This window comes from Leifsonia sp. AK011 (assembly GCF_013410945.1).
Lineage (GTDB): Bacteria > Actinomycetota > Actinomycetes > Actinomycetales > Microbacteriaceae > Rhodoglobus.
In genome coordinates this window covers 1-20,154 of the sequence record NZ_JACCCH010000001.1, presented here as the reverse complement: position 1 = coordinate 20,154, position 20,154 = coordinate 1, and the positions used below count along the sequence as shown (strand labels likewise).

Genomic DNA, 20,154 nt, shown 5'->3' with positions numbered 1-20,154 from the left:
ACTCGAACTGCGCGGCTACTCGAACTGCGCGGCTACTCGAACTGCGCGGTGCTATTCGAACTGCGCGGTGCTACTCGAATTGCTCCCAGTCCGGGCACCCGTCCGTGATGAAGGTCACGGCCTCGGGGATGTCGGTGAGGAACACGTAGCCCCCCTGGTCGGCGAAGGCAACCGCGCCATCCGCGTCCACGATCGACCAGGTGCACCCTGCTGGCACCTCAACGGGCTCGCCCGTCAGCTGGTACCCGCCGTACGGAGCCTCGGTGCCGATCGCGTAGCTTCCGGTGCCGGGGAGCACGACCATGCCCGCGTCGGCGGGCGTGTCCTCCATCGTTTCGTCCGTCGACTCCTCGGTCGTGGACCCGGCACCGGAGTCTGAGGGCGGCGCATCCGTACCGGCGTCGGGAGCGCACCCGGCGAGCGCGGCGAGAAGCAGGAGCACCGATGCGGCAGCGAGGGCCGGGCGAGCGGTTCGAGCGGACATGACGACCCTTCGACGAATGCGGACGGACTCCTCTGACGGTACGGCGGGGCGATCCTCCGGCGCATGGCGGAATCGTCGTATTCGCTGTACTCCCGCAGTACGCTGACCGGGTGCAGCGAGAAGCGCGCCTCGACAACGCCCTCCGGGTGCTCCTGGGCCAGCGCCCGGCCGTCACCCCGCCGAGCGATGACCCCTTCGCGCTGGCGCTTGAGGCCTTCTCCCTCCTGTGCGGCGATCACTTCGAGCCCGGCGCGGAGGCCGCGGCCCTGCCGCTCGCCCTCGCGGTTGATCCGGATGCCCGTGCCCTCGCCCGCGTCGTGGCCGGTTTCGCGATCGCCTGCTGGCCCAGTGCGTCCGACTCCTTCGCTGACCCGCTTCGTGATGCGCTCGAGGACACGGAACAGCTGTCCCCCGATGTCGGCCCTGTGCTCCTCGGGCTGCTCGCCGAGGCAGCGCTCGCCTGTGCCCGCCTCGAGATGGCCGCAGCGTTCTCCGAGCGTGCGGGCGAGTCTCCCCGGTCGTTGTTCGGCTCGCACGAGCATCCGTACCTCACCTTCATGCGCACGTCGCGCGCGCGGGTTCTTGCTTTCCGAGGTGACATCACGGGAGCGGAACGGTGGGCAGCGGAGGCGATCGAGCACGCGATCACGCCGACCGAGGTGTTCCTCGCGAGAGGAACCGCGGCGCTCGTCCGCGGCAACGCCGACCAACGCCGCGACGCCCAGGACCTCGTCGCCGAGGTGTCGCGGAGCGGTCTCGATCCGGTCGGCATCGTGGCCCGCGGATGCTACGTGCTCGCCTCGTACGGGGCGATCGCCATCGGTGACCTTGACACGGCCGCGCGGCTCATGCTGGTCGCCGGGGACGACGCCGACCTGAGCCAGCTCCGGATCATCGACCGCATCCTGGGGCTCGAGATGCTCGTCGCGCTCGCCGCCGCCGCGGGGGACCGGGTGGCCGCCGAGGCGTGGCAGACGCGCGCCGCGGTGCTGCGGTCGCATCCCATCGCCGATTCCACCGTTCTGAGGATCGACAGCCGCGTGGCCTTCGTGCGGGGCGACGGGGCTGCGGCGATCGCAGCAGCGGAGCTCGCGATCGAGCGGGCACGCTCCGAGGGCCGGGCCGTCGAGGAGGCCGAGGCCCAGATCCTCCTCGGCAGGGCGCGCATTCTCGAGGACCGTCGCAGCGAGGCGGCGCGCGGGCTCGCCGATGCGGCATCGTCAGCCGAGAGCTCTGGCTACCTGGCCGTGCGGCGGGCCGCCACCCGGGAGCTCCGTCGCGTCGGGCGACGTCTGCCGCCCGGCCCGTCGAGCGGATGGCAGGGCCTCTCCGATCGCGAGCGGGAGGTGGCCGCCCTCCTCGTCACCGGCGCATCCAATGCCGACCTTGCGAGAACCCTGTTCCTCTCAGAACACACCGTCCGGATGCACGTCTCGCGTGTGCTCCAAGCGTTCGGTGTCGCGACCAGGGCCGGCGTCGCCGCCGCCCTCGGCGGTACGACGGACGTGTCGCCGCCGCCGTTGACCGCCCGCCAGCGTGAGGTGGTCGCTGGACTGGTCGCCGGGTGCAGCAATCGAGAACTCGCCGAGCGGCTCGGGATCGCGGAGGCGACAGTGGAGAAGCACGTCAGCGCGATCCTCGAACGCTGGGGGGTGGCATCCCGCGCGGGAATCGTGGGGATGGCGGTCTCGGCAGGAGTCACGGACGTGGGGGACTGAGGCCCCGAACCACTAGTGTCGGGGGAATGGCGACGGCAGGAGGCGGGCAGAAGCCCAACATCCGACAGGTGGCCATGCTCGCTGGCGTGTCGCACATGACGGTCTCCCGGGTCATCAACGACCACCCGAGCATCGCCCCTGCCACTCGAGAGCGCGTGCTCACGGTCATGCGCGAGCTCAACTACCAGCCCAACAGTGCTGCCCGCGCGCTCGCGAGCCGCAAGACCAACCGCATCGGCGTCATCGTCGACAGCGTCGTGGAGTTCGGGCCGGGAAGCACCGTCCGCGCAATCGAGGAGGCCGCCCACGAGCGCGGGTACACGGTGAGCACGATCGCCGTCGACCAGCGGGTGTCGGCGGCCGACGCCCTCGTGACGCTCGGCGCGATCGGCGTGGATGCGCTGTGCCTCATCACCCCGCGGTCCGAGTCGGTCGAGCTTCTGCGCGAGGGGTCGCTCGAGGTTCCCACGCTCGTGGTCAAGCCGGAGCCCGAGGCCGACTTCTTCACCGTGGCGGTGGATCAGCGGCGGGGTGCGCGGCTCGCGGTGGAACATCTCGTGGAGCTCGGGCACCGCGACATCCTGCACCTGGCAGGCCCGCTCGACTGGCTGGATGCCCGTGCGCGTGAGCAGGAATGGCGCGACTGCCTCGCCAGGGCTGGTCTCCCGGCGAGACCAGTGGTGGTCGGCGACTGGACGTCGGACTCCGGTTACGCGTTCGGACGCGGCCTGGGGGCACCCGAGTTCACGGCAGTCTTCGCCGCGAACGACCAGATGGCGCTCGGCCTCATCCACGCGCTGCACGAGTCGGGCGTTCGTGTGCCGCAGGATGTCAGCGTCGTGGGCTTCGACGACCTGCCCGATGCGCGCCACTTCCTTCCGCCCCTCACCACCGTTCGACAGGACTTCCGCGCCCTCGGTGCGCTCAGCGTCGAGACCCTGCTCGCGGACCTCGGGGCGCGGGATGCTCCCACTCGGGCCCTCATCGAGCCAGAACTGGTTGTGCGTGCCTCGACATCACCGCCCGGCGCCTAACACCGGCACGGCACTGCTTGCCCGAGCACGATGTGACCGGTAACATCAAGCAACGTGAGCACCTTCAGCCTCGAGGTAGAGGCATCCATCTCCGCCGTCCGCCGCGATGTGGCCGAACTGCACGGCGAACTCGTCCGCAACAATCTCGTGGTCTGGACCGGCGGCAACGTCTCCGGTCGCGTCCCGGGCGCCGACCTCTTCGTCATCAAGCCGTCCGGCGTGAGCTACGACGACCTCGCCCCGGAGAACATGATCCTGTGCGATCTCGACGGCTCCGTCATCCCCGGGACTCCGGGCTCTGAGCGATCACCCTCGAGCGACACGGCGGCCCACGCGTACGTCTACCGCACCATGCCGGAGGTCGGCGGGGTCGTCCACACGCACTCGACCTACGCGGTCGCGTGGGCCGCGCGGGGCGAGGAGATCCCCTGCGTCATCACGGCCATGGCCGACGAGTTCGGCGGGCCCATCCCCGTCGGTCCGTTCGCGATCATCGGTGACGACTCCATCGGTCGCGGCATCGTTGAGACCCTCACGGGCCACCGCTCGCGCGCCGTGCTCATGCAGAACCACGGCCCCTTCACGATCGGGGTGTCCGCGAAGGATGCCGTGAAGGCCGCCGTCATGGTCGAGGATGTCGCGCGCACCGTGCACCTCGCGATGCAGGCCGGCCCCGTCATCCCCCTTCCCCAGGAGGCCATCGACCGCCTGTACGACCGCTATCAGAATGTCTACGGACAGGGAGAGGACGAGCGCCGATGAACGCCGCTGTCGACACCGCATCAGGGGCCGAGGCCATCCGGGACGGGCGCACGTCGCTCGGTATCGAGTTGGGGTCGACCCGTATCAAGGCCTGCCTCGTAGGGGAGGACCCGTCGGTCATCCTGGCGGTGGGCGAGCACGAGTGGGAGAACCAGCTCGTGGACGGCCGGTGGACGTACTCGATCGAGTCGATCTGGGCCGGACTGCAGGCCGCCTACGAGGCGCTCGCGACCGACGCGGAGCTGCGCTTCGGCCTGCGCCCCGTGACCTTCGGTGCGATCGGCGTCTCCGCGATGATGCACGGCTACCTCGCCTTCGACGCCGACGGCGAGCTGCTCGTGCCGTTCCGCACGTGGCGCAACACGTCGACTGGCCCGGCCGCGTCAGAGCTCACGAGAGTCTTTGGCGCCAACATCCCGCTCCGCTGGTCGGTCGCGCACGTCTACCAGGCGGTGCTGGACCAGGAGCCCCACGTGCCCGAGATCCGGTCCCTCACCACACTGGCGGGCTACGTGCACTGGAAGCTCACGGGCGAACTCGTCCTCGGCGTCGGCGACGCGTCCGGAATGTTCCCCATCGACGACGCGACGCGCGGATACGACGCCGGGATGCTGGCGAGCTTCGACGAGCTCGTCGCCGACAAGGCGCCGCAGCTCACGCTCGCCGAGGTGCTGCCCGCGGTGTTGCCCGCTGGCGCGAAGGCCGGCACCCTGACACAGGACGGTGCGGCCCTGCTCGACCCCACCGGCACGCTTCAGCCCGGCATCGTGCTCTGCCCACCGGAGGGCGACGCGGGAACCGGCATGGTCGCGACGAACGCGGTCGCTCCCCGCGCCGGCAACGTGAGCGCGGGTACGAGCATCTTCGCGATGGTTGTGCTTGAACGACCGCTCGCGCACGTGCACGAGGAGCTCGACCTTGTCACCACCCCGGCCGGTGACCCCGTCGCCATGGTGCACTGCAACAACGGCGCGAGCGAGCTCGCAGCCTGGGTCTCGATGTTCCGCCGATTCGCGGATGCCGCCGGCGCAAGCCTCACGGCGGACCAGACCTACGCCGCACTCTTCGGAGAGGCGCTCGAGGGTGACGCCGACGCGGGCGGACTCCTCGCCTACAACCAGCTCGCGGGCGAACCGATCGCGGGCCTCGCCGAGGGTCGACCCCTCGTCGTGCGCGGGGATGACAGCCGCTTCACGCTCGCCAACTTCATGCGCGCCCAGCTCTACGGGGTCTTCGCCACGCTGAGTCTCGGCATGTCAGTGCTCGACGAGGAGGGTGTCGCCCTCGATCGCATGTTCGCGCACGGTGGCATCTTCCGCACCGCGGGCGTTGCACAACGCTTCCTCGCCGCAGCACTCAAGGCTCCCGTCTCCGTCGCGGACACCGCGTCGGAGGGTGGAGCGTGGGGCATCGCCGTGCTCGCCGCGTACACGGCATCGGGTGCTCGGCAATCGCTGCCTGACTACCTCCGCGACCACGTGTTCCGCGGCGCGAGCCTGCACGTCGTCGAGCCGTACTCCGACGATGTGGACGGATTCGCCACCTACATCGACCGATACCGCGCGGGCCTCGCCATCGAGCGTGCCGCGATCGAAGCACTCTGAAACCCCACACCGCAGAAACCAGAAGGACACCCCATGACGAGCATCATCCCCGACCTCAAGACCAAGACCGTCTGGTTCCTCACCGGTAGCCAGGACCTCTACGGCGAGGAGACCCTGCGCCAGGTCGCCGAGCAGTCGCAGGAGGTCGCTCGCGTGCTGGGCGAGTCCTCCGAGATCCCCGTGACCATCGAGTGGAAGCCTGTGCTCAAGTCGAGCGACGCCATCCGTCGCGCGATGCTCGAGGCGAACTCCAACGACGACGTCATCGGCGTCATCACCTGGGCGCACACGTTCAGCCCGTCCAAGATGTGGATCCACGGTCTGAGCGCGCTCGACAAGCCACTGCTCCACCTCCACACGCAGGCGAACGTCGCGCTGCCCTGGGCCGACATCGACTTCGACTTCATGAACCTCAACCAGGCGGCGCACGGTGACCGTGAGCACGCCTACATCCTGAGCCGCATGAATGTTGCCCGCAAGACCGTCGTCGGTCACGTGAGCAACCCTGCCGTCATCAAGCAGGTCGCCGACTGGACTCGCGCGGCAGCCGGATGGGATGCCGCGCAGAACATGAAGCTCGCGCGTTTCGGCGACAACATGCGCTTCGTTGCCGTCACCGAGGGTGACAAGACCGAGGCCGAGATCCGCTTCGGCGTGCAGGTCAACACGTGGGGCGTGAACGAGCTCGCAGAGGCTGTGCACGCGGCATCCGATGCCAAGATCGACGCCCTCGTCGACGTGTACCTCGCCGAGTACGACGTGGTGCCGGAACTGCTCAAGGATGGCGCCCGCCACGAGTCCCTTCGGTACGGCGCTGCGATCGAGCTGGGCCTTCGCAGCTTCCTCGAGGCCGGCGGATTCACCGCCTTCACGACGAGCTTCGAGGACCTCGGCGCACTCCGCCAGCTGCCTGGTCTCGCGGTGCAGCGCCTCATGGCCGACGGCTACGGCTTCGGCGCGGAGGGCGACTGGAAGACCGCCGTGCTCGTGCGCATCGCCAACGTTATGGGTGCCGGCCTTCCGGGTGGGGCGAGCCTTATGGAGGACTACACCTACCACCTCACACCGGGCGAGGAGAAGATCCTCGGTGCCCACATGCTCGAGGTGAGCCCGTCACTGACGACCAGCAAGCCGAGCCTCGAGATCCACCCGCTCGGCATCGGCGGCAAGGAGGACCCTGTACGCCTGGTCTTCACGGCCGACAGTGGCCCGGCCGTCGTCGTGGCCATGAGCGATATGCGCGACCGCTTCCGCCTCGTGGCCAACGTCGTGGAGAACGTGCCGCTGGACGCCCCGATGCCCAAGCTGCCGGTGGGCCGCGCGGTGTGGAAGCCCGCCCCCGATTTCGCCACGAGTGCAGCGGCATGGCTGACCGCCGGTGCTGCCCACCACACCGTCATGACCACGGCCGTGGGCGTCGACGTGTTCCGCGACTTCGCTGAGATCGCCGGTGCCGAGCTTCTCGTCATCGACGAGGACACGACGCTGCGCGACTTCCAGCGCGAGGTCAAGTGGAACGCGGCCTACTACCGCCTGGCACAGGGACTGTAGGTCCGCACAGCCCTCAGCGAGTCGCAGCTGGGAGCGAGGGCAGAAATGGCCCTCGCTCCCATCGTCGGCGCGCCATAATGAATGTGAACGTACACACGGTCACGCGAACGCAGCCCGAGCAATGGAGCGCACATGGAGCCAGAGAAGGTCCGCGCGCCCAACATCCGTGATGTGGCGAGGCTTGCGGGGGTCAGCTACCAGACCGTCTCGCGCGTGCTCAACGAGCATCCGAGCATCCGCGAATCCACGAAGCAGCGCGTGCTCGACGTCATTCGCGAGATCGGATACCGGCCCAACCAGGCGGCCCGTGCACTGGTGACGAGCCGCTCGCGGACGATCGGCGTGCTCACGGCCCAGACTGTCAACTACGGGCCCCAGACGAGCGTCACGGCGATCGAGCAGGCGGCCCGCGAGGCGGGCTACCGCATCACGATCACGAGCATCGCCTCACGCGAGTACCCCTCCATCAAGGCAGCGCTCGACCACCTGCTCACGCAGTCGGTCGAGGCGCTCGTCGTGATCGCCCCGCAGGTGCGCGTGCTCGAGGCGATCCGCGAGATGGAGATCAACGTGCCCTACGTCACGCTCCAGAACGCGGACCTTGGCGCCCACAGCATGTCGATCGACCAGGTGGCTGGCGCCCGCATGGCCACGCGCCACCTCATCGACCTCGGTCACACCGAGATCATGCACATTTCCGGCCCCCAGGACTGGATCGAGGCCGAGGCGAGGATGCAGGGCTACCTGGAGGCCGTGAACGAGCGAGACCTGCGCACCCGGGCTCCCATCCTCGGTGACTGGACCGCGCACTTCGGCTACTACGCGGGTCTCGAGCTCCTGAGGTTCCGCGACTTCACCGCGCTCTTCGCGAGCAACGACCAGATGGCGCTCGGCTTCATCCACGCCTGCCTCGAGTCCGGGCTGAGCGTCCCCGGCGACATCAGTGTCGTCGGCTTCGACGATATTCCGGAGGCCGCACACTTCTACCCGCCGTTGACGACGGTGCGCCAGAACTTCGCCGAGATCGGTCGCCGAGCCGTGTCGCTGCTCCTCTCGGAGCTCCAGGGCGACCCCGTCGATCACGCCCAGATCGAGCCGGAACTGGTCGTTCGCCGGTCGACCGCGGCGCCCCGTTTCTGACCGTCACCGTTTCGTGACCTGACCTGGTCGACGTTCGCTTGACAAATGTGACCGTTTCGCGTGTAGTGTGATCTCCGGCATGCGAAACGGTCACATCGCTTCACATGCTGGCATCACGAATAATCGGAACCTTTGACGATGGAGTCGCATGAGCGCGTTCAGCCCCGAAATCGAGGTCGCCATTGCGCGCACTCGTGACGAGGTCGCTGCCCTCCACGCCGAGCTCGTGCGCAACGGACTCGTCACCTGGACCGGCGGCAACGTCTCTGGTCGTGTTCCCGGAGCCGATGTCTTCGTGATCAAGCCCTCCGGCGTCAGCTACGACGAGCTCCGTCCGGAGAACATGATCGTCTGCACGCTCGACGGTGAGATCGTCCAGGACACTCCCGGCAGTGAGCGCGCCCCCTCGAGCGACACCGCGGCCCACGCCTACGTCTACCGTCACATGCCCCACGTGGGCGGGGTGGTCCACACCCACTCGTCCTACGCCACAGCATGGGCGGCGCGCGGCGAGGCGATCCCGTGCGTCATCACGGCCATGGCCGATGAGTTCGGCGGCGAGATCCCGGTCGGGCCCTTCGCGATCATCGGCGACGACTCGATCGGTCGTGGCATCGTCGAGACCCTCAGCGGACACCGGTCGCGCGCCGTACTCATGCAGAACCACGGCCCGTTCACGATCGGCAACAGCCCGCGGGACGCCGTGAAGGCGGCCGTCATGGTCGAGGATGTCGCGCGCACTGTGCACCTCGCACGCCAGGGTGGCGAACTCCTCCCCATTCCCCAGGACGCCATCGACTCGCTTTTCGACAGGTACCAGAACGTCTACGGCCAGGTCCCCCAGGAGGCCTTGTCGTGACCCCACAGGACTCCCCGGGCCTCGCCCCGGTCAGAGACCCGGCCTTCATGGACGAGGCCGGGAAATTTGCACCACCAACGACAACGATGTCCATCAATTGAAAGGAAACACAGTGAAGAAGAGAGCACTTCTTTCGCTCGTAGCTAGCGGAGCCCTGGTACTTGGCCTTGCGGCCTGCGCCCCGGCCGGCGGCGACAGCGGATCCGGTGGCGGCGAAGGCGGCCTCATCGGCGTTGCCATGCCCACCAAGTCGTCGGAGCGTTGGATCGCTGACGGCAACGCAGTGAAGGCCACGCTCGAGGAGCAGGGCTTCACCGTCGACCTGCAGTACGCAGAGGACGACATCCCCACGCAGGTCAGCCAGATCGAGAACATGATCACCAAGGGCGCCAAGGCCCTCATCGTCGCCTCGATCGACGGAACCACGCTCTCGGAGGTCCTCCAGACCGCCGCGGACGCTGACATCCCCGTCATTGCCTACGACCGTCTCATCCGTGACTCCGAGAACGTCGACTACTACGCGACGTTCGACAACTTCCTCGTTGGCCAGCAGCAGGCATGGACCGTTCTCAACGGCCTTGGCCTGACCGAGCTCGACGGCACCCCGATCGAGGGCGCGCCCGCCGGCCCGTTCAACATCGAGCTGTTCGCCGGTTCGCTGGACGACAACAACGCGTTCTTCTTCTTCGACGGTGCGATGGACGTTCTCCAGCCGCTCATCGATGACGGAACGCTCGTCGTGAAGTCGGGACAGACCACCATCGAGCAGGCTGCAACGCTCCGCTGGGATGGCGAGACCGCCCAGAGCCGCATGGAGGACCTCCTCACGGCCAACTACTCGGACGGCAGCAAGGTCAACGCCGTGCTCAGCCCGTACGACGGCATCTCCCGTGGAATCATCTCCGCTCTCACCGACGCCGGCTACACGGTCGGTGCCGAGTGGCCGATCATCTCCGGCCAGGACGCCGAGGTCGACTCGGTCAAGGCGATCCTCTCGGGCGAGCAGTACGCGACCATCTTCAAGGACACGCGTGAGCTGGCCAAGGTTGCTGCAGGCATGGCCGTCGCGATCCTCAACGGCGAAGAGCCCGAGGTGAACGACACCGAGACGTACGACAACGGCGTCAAGGTCGTTCCGTCCTACCTCCTCCCGCCGGTTCCGGTTGTCAAGGACAACGTCGTCGAGGCGCTCGTCGACACCGGCTACTGGACCGAGGCCGACCTGGGCCTGTAACCCCCGGTCGTCTCATCTGAGACACACCCCGCTGGTGGTGGGGGAGGCCACGGCTTCCCCCACCACCAGCACCCCAGTACGCTCCCCCTACCAAGTCCCTCAGCAAGGAAGACGGCACAGACGTGACAACGAACATCCTGGAGATGCGGTCGATCACCAAGACCTTCCCCGGTGTCAAGGCACTGTCGGACGTGACCCTCGAGGTGGCACGCGGCGAGATTCACGCCATCTGCGGCGAGAACGGTGCAGGCAAGTCCACCCTCATGAAGGTTCTGTCCGGTGTGTACCCGCACGGAACCTACGAAGGCGACATCGTCTTCGAGAACGAGGTCATGGCCTTCCGTGACATCCGTGATTCCGAGGCCAAGGGCATCGTGATCATCCACCAGGAGCTGGCACTCAGCCCCTACCTCTCGATTGCCGAGAACATCTTCCTCAACAACGAGGTGAAGGGCCGCTTCGGTCTCATCGACTGGAACAAGGCCAACCAGGAAGCCAACGCCCTGCTCGCGCGGGTCGGCCTCCGCGAGAACCCCACCACGCGCATCATGGACATCGGCGTCGGCAAGCAGCAGCTCGTCGAGATCGCCAAGGCCCTCTCCAAGCGCGTGAAGCTGCTCATCCTCGATGAGCCCACCGCTGCCCTCAACGATGAGGACTCCGACCACCTGCTCGACCTGATCCTGCACCTCAAGGAGCAGGGCATCACGTCGATCATCATCAGCCACAAGCTCAACGAGATCAAGAAGATCGCCGACTCGGTCACGGTCATCCGCGACGGCAAGACTATCGAGACGATTGCCAAGACCGATGTCACCGAAGAGCGCATCATCAAGGACATGGTCGGTCGCGACCTCGAGCACCGCTACCCCGATCACACGCCGCACATCGGCGACGAGATCCTGCGTGTCGAGGACTGGACAGCCCACCACCCGCAGGATGTCACGCGCGTCGTGGTCGACAAGGTCAACCTCAACGTGCGTCGCGGTGAGATCGTCGGCATCGCCGGCCTCATGGGCGCTGGCCGCACCGAGTTCGCGATGAGCCTCTTCGGGCGCAGCTACGGCACGCGCATCACGGGCAAGGTCTTCAAGAACGGCCAGGAGATCAACACGAAGACGGTCTCCGAGGCGATCCGCAATGGACTCGCGTACGCCACGGAGGATCGCAAGACGTACGGCCTCAATCTCATCGAGGACATCAAGCGCAACATCTCGGCTGCCGCCCTCGGCAAGCTCTCGCGTCTCGGTCTCGTCAACGACAACGAGGAATTCAAGGTCGCGAACGAGTACCGCAAGAGCATGAACATCAAGTCGCCGACGGTGCTGGCCAAGACGGGCAAGCTCTCCGGTGGTAACCAGCAGAAGGTCGTGCTGTCGAAGTGGATCTACTCCGACCCCGACGTCCTGATCCTGGACGAACCGACCCGCGGTATCGACGTGGGTGCCAAATACGAGATCTACACGATCATCAACCGGCTCGCCGCCGAGGGCAAGGGAATCATCGTCATCTCGTCGGAGCTCCCTGAGCTGCTCGGCATCTGCGACCGCATCTACGCACTCTCCGAGGGTCGCATCACGGGAGAGCTTCCGATCGCGGAAGCCAACCCCGAGTCCCTCCTCAAACTCATGACCATGGAATCGCCCCGCTAGGGCTCGCCACACCCACAAGGAGCACACGAACTATGACGAACACCGACACCCAACTCGTTGAAGAGGTTGGGCCACCCCGGAATCGGTTCACGAACGCACTCAGCCACATCGTCACCGATCTCGGCAAGAACGGTATCTTCCTCGCCCTGGTCGCGGTTGTTGTCCTGTTCTCGTTCCTCACCAACGGCATCCTGCTGAGGCCGCAGAACATCTCCAACCTGATCGTGCAGAACGGCTACATCCTGATCCTCGCGATCGGTATGGTGCTCGTCATCGTCGCCGGTCACATCGACCTGTCGGTGGGTTCTGTCGCCGCGTTCGTGGGTGCGGTCTCCGGTGTGTTCGCGGTGAACTGGGGCATGCCGTGGTGGCTCGCGATCATCCTCTCGCTCGCTGTCGGAGCGCTGGTGGGTGCGTGGCAGGGCTTCTGGATCGCGTTCGTCGGTATACCGGCGTTCATCGTGACGCTCGCGGGCATGCTCATCTTCCGAGGCCTCGCGCTCGTCGTTCTGGGCAACGCCAACATCGGCTCGTTCCCGGTCGAGTACCGCGCACTCGGCAACGGCTTCCTCACGAACGTCTTCGGCGAGTTCGAGATCGACCCGCTCACGATGGGTATCGGTGTCATCGCGATCATCGGCTTCTGGGTCCAGCAGATCCGGTCGCGCCGCGCCCGCCAGACCTACGGCCAGGACGTGGAGCCCATGGGCTGGTTCATCGGCAAGCTCGTTCTGCTCACGGTGGGTGTGCTCGCGTTCGCCTACGCGCTCGCCACCTTCAAGGGCATCCCGATCACGCTCATTATCCTCGCCGTGCTCGTCATGGTCTACGGCATCATCACCAACCGCAGTGTCTTCGGCCGCCACATCTACGCGATCGGTGGCAACCGCCACGCGGCCGAGCTGTCCGGCGTGAAGACCCGCCAGGTCGACTTCTGGATCTTCGTCAACATGGGCTTCCTTGCGGCGCTCGCGGGTCTCGTCTTCACCGCACGCCTCAACCTGGCTGGCCCGAAGGCCGGTGACGGGTTCGAGCTCGAGGCCATCTCGGCGGCCTTCATCGGTGGAGCCGCGGTGCAGGGCGGTGTTGGAACCATCGGCGGCGCCATCATCGGTGGTCTCATCATCGGTGTGCTCAACAACGGTATGTCGATCCTCGGAATCGGCATCGAATGGCAGCAGGCCGTCAAGGGTCTCGTGCTGCTGTTCGCGGTCGCCTTCGACGTCTTCAACAAGCGTCGTGCGGGTGGTCGCTAGCCCGTAAACAACACGTTTCCAGCGGACGCCGCCGGGGTACGACATTGGTAGAAAAATGTCGAACTTCCGGCGGCGTTTGTGGTTAGATTCAGACGTGACTGACATAACTACCCCCACCTTTCGACTCCCCATGGATCTTTTCCAGATCCTCCGGGATGGAAGGCCTCGCACCCGAAGCGAGTTGGCGGCGATCACCGGGCTCGCCCGATCCACCGTTGCGGCCCGCATCGAAGCCCTCATGGACCTGCAGCTGATCGGACCGATCGAAGACGCCGTGTCCACCGGCGGGCGACCATCATCCCAGTTCGCCATCTCCGGCAGCCACCGCATCGTCGCGGGAGTCGACATCGGAGCATCGCACGTGCGTGTCGCGCTCGCGACCCTCACCGGCTCGATCCTCGGTGAACTCAAGAAGACCATCACCGTCGACCGCGGCCCGGAGGAACTGCTCGGATGGGTCACCTCCGCGCTCCAGCAGCTCCTCGACGAGTCCGACTACTCGAACTCCGATCTCCTCGCCATTGGCGTCGGCCTGCCCGGTCCGGTCGAGTACCGCACCGGACGCCCCATCAACCCGCCGATCATGCCGGGGTGGGACAAGTTCGACGTTCCCGGCTGGATCGGCAAGTCCTTCGACGTGCCGGTGCTCGTGGACAACGACGTCAACATCATGGCCCTCGGTGAACGCCACGTCGCCTGGCCCGGCGTCGACCAGCTGATCTTCGTCAAGGTCGCGACCGGCATCGGTGCCGGAGTCATCTCGGGCGGCGTGCTGCAGCGCGGCGCGCAGGGCACGGCCGGTGACATCGGGCACATCAACGTGAGCCGCGGCGCCGAGGTTCCGTGCCAGTGCGGAAACCGTGGATGCCTCGAGGCGCTCGCCTCCGGACCGGCCATCGCCCGCGTCCTCGAGACCGAGGGCGTCGAGGGCATCGAGTCGCAGACGAGTGCCGAGGTCGTCGGACTGGTCAAGCAGGGTAACCTTCAGGCCATCCAGGCCGTGCGTCAGGCCGGCCGAGACATCGGTGAGGTTCTCACCACCTGCGTGAGCCTCATGAACCCCCAGGTCATCGTGATCGGCGGGTCCATCGCGCAGGCGGGAGAGCACATCATCGCCGGTGCCCGCGAGGTCGTCTACGCGCGCTCCATGCCGTTGGCCACCGAGTCACTGCACATCGTCCAGTCGAGGACGGGAGCGGACGCCGCCATTGTCGGCGCCGCGCTCCTCGCCCTCGACCACGCGCTCTCGTTCTCGAACGTCGAGCGGATGATCCTGGAGAACGCCCCTAGAGTGCCAAGTACTGTTCGCGGATGATCGGACGGTAGTCGACCGAGGGCTCGGCGACGACGGGGACCTCCCACGCCGGGCGCTCGCCCGTCAGTGCCCACGCGGCCTGAACCGCGGCACCAGCGGCCACGTACTCGCCGGGCTCCGGCACAACCACGGGAACGTCGAACACCTGCGCGGCGATCGCTGAGACCGCGGGGTTCTGGGCAGCACCACCGATGAGCAGGATCCGGGATGCCGTGACCCCGTTGCTGCGCAGGGCGTCGAGTCCCGCGGCGAGACCGCAGAGCAGACCCTCGATCGCGGCGCGTGCGAGGTTGTCGCGGGTCGTCGATGCGAGCGTCATGCCGAACAGGGTTGCCGTGGCATCCGGCAGGTTCGGCGTGCGTTCTCCCTCGAAGTAGGGCTGGAGCACGAGGCCATTCGACCCCGGCTCGGCCTCGAGCGCGAGACGTCCGAGCTCGTTGTGGTCGACTCCGAGGAGCGCCGAGATCGAGTCGAGCACGCGTGCCGCGTTGAGGGTGGCGACGAGCGGCAGGAAGAGCCCGCTCGCGTCGGCGAAGCCAGCGACGGTGCCGCTCGTGTCGCGACTGGGGGTCTCGGTCACGGCGAACACGGTGCCGCTCGTGCCGATCGAGACGACGACGTCGCCCGCAACCGCACCCAGACCGAGGGCCGCGCCCGCGTTGTCGCCGGCACCGGGGCCGACAACGAGGTTGCCGACGGTTCCCGCGGTGTCCGACGGGCCGATGACCCGGGGAACGATCGCCTCGTGGCCGAGAGCGATCGTGAGCAGCTCGTAGTCGTAGTCACCGATGGTGGGGTTCCAGTAGCCGGTGCCGCTCGCGTCCGAACGGTCGGTCGTGAGCGTGTCGAGGCGGGGGTTCTCCGGACCGAAACCACGCAGGCGCCAGGTCAGCCAGTCGTGGGGGAGCGCCACCGCGGCGACGCGGGCCGCGTTCTCGGGCTCGGCATCGCGCAACCAGCGGAGCTTGGTGGACGTGAAGCTCGCCACGGGCACCGATCCGGTGCGCTCGACGATGTCGGGTACCTCTGCCGCGAGATCGCGGGCGGCCTGGGCCGAGCGCGTGTCGTTCCAGAGCAGCGCGGGGCGGATGACACGGCCGCCCGCGTCCAGCACGACCATGCCGTGCTGCTGACCGCCGACCGAGATGGCGGCCACGTCGTCGAGGCCGCCCGCGCCAGCGATGGCCTCCTGGAGGGCGTCCCACCAGGCCTGGGGGTCGACCTCGGTTCCGGCGGGGTGGGATGCGCGGCCGGAGCGTACTACGGCGCCGGTTGTGGCATCCACGATGACAACTTTGCAGGACTGGGTCGACGAGTCGACACCGGCGACCAGGGTGCGGTCACTCATGGGAACCTCCGATGGTTCTGGTTGGTGGTGAAGGATGTGGTGAAAGAAAACCGCCCCGTCTGGGGCTCCGAGGAGCTCACCCAGACGGGGCGACGATTCTGGAGCGTGCGAGGGGTTAGCCGCGCGCGCCCATGAGGTGCTCCATCGCCAGCTGCTGCAGGCGAACGAAGCCGAAGCCCTTGCCGTTGAAGTAGGCGGTGGCGTCGAAGTCCTCGAATGCGGACTTGTCAGCGAGGAGCTCCTTGTAGGTCTCGCCCTCGCCGAGCGTGGGAACGGAGATCTCGTCGACCTTGGCGGCCTTGAGGGCCTCCTGGACCTCGGGGTCGGCGCGGAATGCAGCGGCGCGCTCCTTGAGGAGCAGGTACATCTGCATGTTGGCCTTGACCGACTCCCAGACACCCTTCTCATCCTCGGTGCGCGAGGGCTTGTAGTCGAAGTGACGCGGGCCGGTGTACGAGGGGCCGCCGTTCGGGCCGCCGTTCTCGAGCAGGTCGACGAGCGAGAACGCGTTCTGCAGGTCGCCGTGACCGAAGACGAGGTCCTGGTCGTACTTGATTCCACGCTGGCCGTTGAGGTCGATGTGGAAGAGCTTGCCGTGCTCCAGCGCCTGGGCGATGCCGTGCGTGAAGTTCAGGCCAGCCATCTGCTCGTGGCCGGTCTCGGGGTTGAGGCCCACGAGCTCGGGGCGCTCGAGCGTGGCGATGAAGGCCATCGCGTGCCCGACCGTCGGGAGCAGGATGTCTCCACGGGGCTCGTTCGGCTTCGGCTCGATCGCGAAGCGGATGTCGTAGCCGTTGTCCACAACGTAGTCACCGAGCGAGTTGACCGCCTCGCGGTAGCGCTCGAGCGCACCGCGGATGTCCTTGGCTGCGTCGTACTCGGAACCCTCGCGGCCACCCCACATGACGAACGTCTTCGCACCGAGCTCGGCGGCGAGGTCGATGTTGCGGAGAACCTTGCGCATCGCGAAGCGGCGGACCTCGCGGTCGTTCGACGTGAAGCCGCCGTCCTTGAAGACCGGGTGGCTGAACAGGTTGGTGGTGACCATGGGGATGATCAGACCGGTGTCCGCGAGAGCCTTCTTCAGGCGGTCGATCTCGTGGCGGCGCTCGGCCTCCGTCGACTCGAACGGGAAGAGGTCGTCATCGTGGAAGGTCATTCCATAGGCACCGAGCTCGCTGAGCTTGTTCACGGCGAACACCGTGTCCACGGGCGCCCGGGTCGGTCCACCGAACGGGTCGGCGGCCTGCCATCCGAAGGTCCAGAGACCGAAGGAGAACTGGTCTTCGCGGGTGGGGGTCAGAGAGCTCATTTTGTTCCTGTTTCTTGTTGTGATGAGTGCCGGTCGAGCGGTGTTCGACTATCGCTTTCGAGCGCTGCCGCGGTCTGCGACTGCCTGCTGGAGCATGACGGCGAGCACGATGATGACGCCCTTGACAACCGCCTGCAGCGACGTGTCGAGGTTGTTGATGGTGAAGATGTTGGTCAGGGTCGCGAAGATGAGCACACCCAGAACCGTGCCGATGATCGTTCCGCGACCACCCGCGAGGAGTGTTCCACCGACGACCACCGCGGCGATCGCGTCGAGCTCGTAGAGCTGTCCGTGCGTGGACACACCGGCGGTCGTGCGACCGAGGATCATGACCGCACCGATACCGGCGGCCAGGCCAGCAAGCACGTAGAGGTAGACGGTGTGGCGCTTCACGTTGATACCGGCGAGACGGGCGGCCTCACGGTTACCACCGATGGCGACGGTGCGGCGACCGAACGTGGTCTTGTTGAGGAGCACCCAACCCACCGCGGCGACGATGATGAAGATCCACACGAGGGACGGGATGAAGAGGAACTCTCCACGCCCGATGACCTCAACGAAGTTGTTGTCGCGCACGATGAGGCTGCGGCGCTCGGAGAGGATCTCCGCCAGACCACGTGCTGCCACGAGCATGGCCAGCGTCGCCATGAAGGCGACGACCTTGCCGTAGGAGATCACGATTCCGTTGACGAAGCCGGCGAGTGCGCCGACCGCGATGGCGATGAGAACCATGACGATCCAGGATGTCTCGGCCGCGAACGTCTGAACCGCCGCGAGGGTCGCGACGACCGAAGCCAAACCGAGTACCGAACCGACGGACAGGTCGATGCCGCCACCGATGATGACGAAGGTCATGCCGATACTCAGGACCCCGATGATCGAGGCGAAGCGCACGAGCGTGAGGAAGTTGTTGAAGTCGAAGAACCGCTCGCCTCCCGTGATGGAGCCCACCAGGACCAGGAGCAACAGGGCCATGATCAGACCGAGGTTGCGGCCGAGACCCGTGCCCATCATGCGGGAGAAGCGAGCTTTGAAGCTCTTGTCGTTCTTCTCCTGAGTCTCAATATCGATGGTCGTCGTGTTCACGCGGCCTTTCCTTCCATTACGAGGTCGAGCACTCCATGCTCGGTAATTTCATCTGAGCCCACGGTGGTGAGCACACGTCCATCTGCGACAACCAGCACCCGGTCGGCAAGACCGAGCACCTCTTCGATCTCGCTGGAGACCACGACAACGGCCGTGCCTGCAGCGGTGAGCTCACGGATGAGCTGGTAAATCTCGGCGCGAGCACCGACGTCGACGCCACGCGTCGGCTCGTCGAGCAGGAGCACCTTCGTTCCGTGCACGACCCAGCGTGCGAGGAGGATCTTCTGCTGGTTTCCGCCCGAGAGAAGACCGGCAGCGCGGTCCGGGTCCGCAGGGCGGAGCTCGAACGCGTCGATCTGCTCCTGGGAGACCTTGCGCTCCGCGTTCTCGCGGAGGAACGGGCCAGCGGCGAAGCGGGAGAACGTCGAGAGCGTGATGTTCTTGAAGATCGGCTCGCCGAGCAGGAGGCCCTGGCTCTTGCGCTCCTCGGGGGAGAGGCCGATTCCGTTGTTGACGGTCGCCTTGAGCGAACCGGCCGGGAGTACCTTGCCCTCGAGGGACACGGTCCCGCTGGTGCGCTTGATCGAGCCGTAGATCGTCTCGAGGATCTCGGAACGGCCTGAGCCGACGAGACCGGCAAGGCCAACAACCTCGCCAGCGCGAACCTCGAAGTTGACGCCCTCGAACATGCCAGCCGCGCCCAGGTCCTCGACCTTGAGAACCACCGGCGCATCGGCCGGAACCGGCGTCGCGGGCGGGAACACGTTCTCGATGTCGCGGCCCGTCATGAGCTTCACGAGCTCCTTGGTCGGGGTGTCGGCCACTGCGAGGCCGCTCGCCATGCTGCGGCCGTCCTTGAGCACCGAGATGCGGTCACCGATCTGGCGGATCTCGTCGAGACGGTGGGAGATGTACACCACGGCGATGCCCTGCGAGGTCAGCTGCTCGACGACGCGGAACAGGTTCTTGACCTCTTCGGAGTCGAGCACTGCGGAGGGCTCGTCCATGATGATGAGCTTGATGTCGTGGGAGAGGGCACGGGCCATCTGCACGATCTGCTTGTTGGCGGCGGAGAGCGAACCGACCTCGCGCGTGGGGGAGAGGTCGCCGTGACCGAGGCGCTGGAGCAGCTCACGGGTCAGCTTGTTCGCCTGGCGAGCCTTCAGCATTCCGCCGGTGGCGAGCTCGTGGCCCAGGAAGATGTTCTCCGCGACGGTCAGGCCATCGACGACGTCGAGCTCCTGGTACATCGTGGCGATACCGAGGTCGAGGGCCGCGGTAGGACCCGAAATGGTAACGGTTTCGCCGTTCCAGACGAACTCGCCCTTGTCAGGTGTGTAGGCACCGGAGAGAATCTTGATGAGTGTCGACTTTCCCGCACCGTTCTGGCCGAGGATGCAGTGCACCTCGCCCGGGGCGATGGAAAGGTCGACCCCTTTAAGGGCGCGCACGCCTGCAAAGGCTTTTGTGACGCCCTTCACCTCGAGCAGGGGTGTTTCATGGTCGGCTTTGATCATGAGGGCAACATAACAGAACTCACTGCAATTCGCAGCACTGGGGTTGCCAGCGAGGGGGCGGTGAGTGCTGAGACTCCCCAGTATTGGGGCTCGGCGTGTGGCAAATATCGATCGTCCTGCAACTTCTGCCGGATTATCCACATCTTATGCATTATTGACAACCCACACCCCAGTGCTTATGTTGCATGAGACGTCAATGAGGACGAAGTGGTTATCCCGGGTTTCTGCCTGTTGCCTCCTTCTTGTTGATGGTCGTTTTGCATTTCACATTCAATTCAAGGA

At 66.4% G+C, this 20,154-nt stretch carries 16 protein-coding genes; 11 read left to right on the top strand and 5 right to left on the bottom strand.

All coding sequences use genetic code 11. The annotated features are described in order from the left end of the window. Nucleotides 1-70: 70 nt before the first annotated feature. Nucleotides 71-484: a hypothetical protein gene (locus tag HDC94_RS00085; protein ID WP_179493737.1), complete on the bottom strand. Its 414-nt coding sequence runs from the start codon at nucleotides 482-484 to the stop codon at nucleotides 71-73. A gap of 110 nt (nucleotides 485-594) precedes the next feature. Here HDC94_RS00085 and HDC94_RS14710 point away from each other — a divergent pair, with 110 nt between their 5' ends. From HDC94_RS14710 to HDC94_RS00025, 11 genes are all read left to right on the top strand, one after another. After that, nucleotides 595-2,202, top strand: a complete 1,608-nt coding sequence (locus tag HDC94_RS14710) for a helix-turn-helix transcriptional regulator (protein ID WP_218870396.1) — start codon at nucleotides 595-597, stop codon at nucleotides 2,200-2,202. Between the two features lie 26 nt (nucleotides 2,203-2,228). Further along, a complete protein-coding gene (locus tag HDC94_RS00070) occupies nucleotides 2,229-3,236 on the top strand; it encodes a LacI family DNA-binding transcriptional regulator (protein WP_179493735.1) in 1,008 nt (335 codons plus the stop codon). Between the two features lie 54 nt (nucleotides 3,237-3,290). Further along, a complete protein-coding gene (locus tag HDC94_RS00065; RefSeq protein WP_179493733.1) occupies nucleotides 3,291-3,998 on the top strand; it encodes an L-ribulose-5-phosphate 4-epimerase in 708 nt (235 codons plus the stop codon). Continuing rightward, nucleotides 3,995-5,602 carry a xylulokinase gene (locus tag HDC94_RS00060; protein WP_179493731.1) on the top strand — a complete coding sequence of 536 codons (1,608 nt, stop codon included), beginning with the start codon at nucleotides 3,995-3,997 and terminating at the stop codon, nucleotides 5,600-5,602. The genes HDC94_RS00065 and HDC94_RS00060 overlap by 4 nt, the downstream gene beginning before the upstream one ends. Before the next feature lie 33 nt (nucleotides 5,603-5,635). Further along, nucleotides 5,636-7,153: an L-arabinose isomerase gene (araA, locus tag HDC94_RS00055; protein ID WP_179493729.1), complete on the top strand. Its 1,518-nt coding sequence runs from the start codon at nucleotides 5,636-5,638 to the stop codon at nucleotides 7,151-7,153. 132 nt (nucleotides 7,154-7,285) lie between these two features. Continuing rightward, the gene (locus HDC94_RS00050; RefSeq protein ID WP_179493727.1) at nucleotides 7,286-8,293 is read left to right on the top strand and encodes a LacI family DNA-binding transcriptional regulator; all 1,008 of its coding nucleotides are present in this window, start codon (nucleotides 7,286-7,288) and stop codon (nucleotides 8,291-8,293) included. 148 nt (nucleotides 8,294-8,441) lie between these two features. After that, entirely contained in the window at nucleotides 8,442-9,152 is a 711-nt protein-coding gene (locus tag HDC94_RS00045) for an L-ribulose-5-phosphate 4-epimerase (RefSeq protein WP_179493725.1), read from the top strand. A gap of 112 nt (nucleotides 9,153-9,264) precedes the next feature. Then, the gene (gene chvE, locus HDC94_RS00040; RefSeq protein ID WP_179493723.1) at nucleotides 9,265-10,386 is read left to right on the top strand and encodes a multiple monosaccharide ABC transporter substrate-binding protein; all 1,122 of its coding nucleotides are present in this window, start codon (nucleotides 9,265-9,267) and stop codon (nucleotides 10,384-10,386) included. 122 nt (nucleotides 10,387-10,508) lie between these two features. After that, nucleotides 10,509-12,038 carry a multiple monosaccharide ABC transporter ATP-binding protein gene (mmsA, locus tag HDC94_RS00035; protein ID WP_179493721.1) on the top strand — a complete coding sequence of 510 codons (1,530 nt, stop codon included), beginning with the start codon at nucleotides 10,509-10,511 and terminating at the stop codon, nucleotides 12,036-12,038. Nucleotides 12,039-12,070: 32 nt separating this feature from the next. Further along, a complete protein-coding gene (mmsB, locus tag HDC94_RS00030) occupies nucleotides 12,071-13,294 on the top strand; it encodes a multiple monosaccharide ABC transporter permease (RefSeq protein WP_179493713.1) in 1,224 nt (407 codons plus the stop codon). Nucleotides 13,295-13,424: 130 nt separating this feature from the next. Continuing rightward, complete coding sequence (locus HDC94_RS00025) at nucleotides 13,425-14,609, top strand: ROK family transcriptional regulator (protein ID WP_179498717.1); 1,185 nt, start codon at nucleotides 13,425-13,427, stop codon at nucleotides 14,607-14,609. On the opposite strand, the gene xylB is transcribed toward HDC94_RS00025, so the two are convergent. The 4 genes from xylB to HDC94_RS00005 form a co-directional block, all read right to left on the bottom strand. Further along, nucleotides 14,581-15,957, bottom strand: a complete 1,377-nt coding sequence (gene xylB / locus HDC94_RS00020; RefSeq protein WP_179493711.1) for a xylulokinase — start codon at nucleotides 15,955-15,957, stop codon at nucleotides 14,581-14,583. The genes HDC94_RS00025 and xylB overlap by 29 nt on opposite strands. A gap of 115 nt (nucleotides 15,958-16,072) precedes the next feature. Then, on the bottom strand, nucleotides 16,073-17,269 hold the full coding sequence (xylA, locus tag HDC94_RS00015) for a xylose isomerase (protein ID WP_179493709.1): 1,197 nt from the start codon (nucleotides 17,267-17,269) through the stop codon (nucleotides 16,073-16,075). Between the two features lie 48 nt (nucleotides 17,270-17,317). Beyond that, nucleotides 17,318-18,283 (bottom strand): ABC transporter permease, encoded by a 966-nt coding sequence (locus tag HDC94_RS00010; protein WP_179498715.1) that lies wholly within the window; start codon nucleotides 18,281-18,283, stop codon nucleotides 17,318-17,320. A 68-nt stretch (nucleotides 18,284-18,351) separates the two neighbouring features. Then, complete coding sequence (locus HDC94_RS00005) at nucleotides 18,352-19,872, bottom strand: sugar ABC transporter ATP-binding protein (RefSeq protein ID WP_179493707.1); 1,521 nt, start codon at nucleotides 19,870-19,872, stop codon at nucleotides 18,352-18,354. Nucleotides 19,873-20,154: the final 282 nt, after the last annotated feature.

What these genes read in the sequence shown, in the direction of transcription:
- HDC94_RS00010 (WP_179498715.1), bottom strand. Translation starts at nt 18,283, where the DNA reads ATGATGGGCACGGGTCTCGGCCGCAACCTCGGTCTGATCATGGCCCTG.
- xylB (WP_179493711.1), bottom strand. Translation starts at nt 15,957, where the DNA reads ATGAGTGACCGCACCCTGGTCGCCGGTGTCGACTCGTCGACCCAGTCC.
- HDC94_RS00085 (WP_179493737.1), bottom strand. Translation starts at nt 484, where the DNA reads ATGTCCGCTCGAACCGCTCGCCCGGCCCTCGCTGCCGCATCGGTGCTC.
- HDC94_RS00050 (WP_179493727.1), top strand. Translation starts at nt 7,286, where the DNA reads ATGGAGCCAGAGAAGGTCCGCGCGCCCAACATCCGTGATGTGGCGAGG.
- HDC94_RS00025 (WP_179498717.1), top strand. Translation starts at nt 13,425, where the DNA reads ATGGATCTTTTCCAGATCCTCCGGGATGGAAGGCCTCGCACCCGAAGC.
- HDC94_RS00005 (WP_179493707.1), bottom strand. Translation starts at nt 19,872, where the DNA reads ATGATCAAAGCCGACCATGAAACACCCCTGCTCGAGGTGAAGGGCGTC.
- HDC94_RS00070 (WP_179493735.1), top strand. Translation starts at nt 2,229, where the DNA reads ATGGCGACGGCAGGAGGCGGGCAGAAGCCCAACATCCGACAGGTGGCC.
- mmsB (WP_179493713.1), top strand. Translation starts at nt 12,071, where the DNA reads ATGACGAACACCGACACCCAACTCGTTGAAGAGGTTGGGCCACCCCGG.
- HDC94_RS00045 (WP_179493725.1), top strand. Translation starts at nt 8,442, where the DNA reads ATGAGCGCGTTCAGCCCCGAAATCGAGGTCGCCATTGCGCGCACTCGT.
- araA (WP_179493729.1), top strand. Translation starts at nt 5,636, where the DNA reads ATGACGAGCATCATCCCCGACCTCAAGACCAAGACCGTCTGGTTCCTC.
- xylA (WP_179493709.1), bottom strand. Translation starts at nt 17,269, where the DNA reads ATGAGCTCTCTGACCCCCACCCGCGAAGACCAGTTCTCCTTCGGTCTC.
- HDC94_RS00060 (WP_179493731.1), top strand. Translation starts at nt 3,995, where the DNA reads ATGAACGCCGCTGTCGACACCGCATCAGGGGCCGAGGCCATCCGGGAC.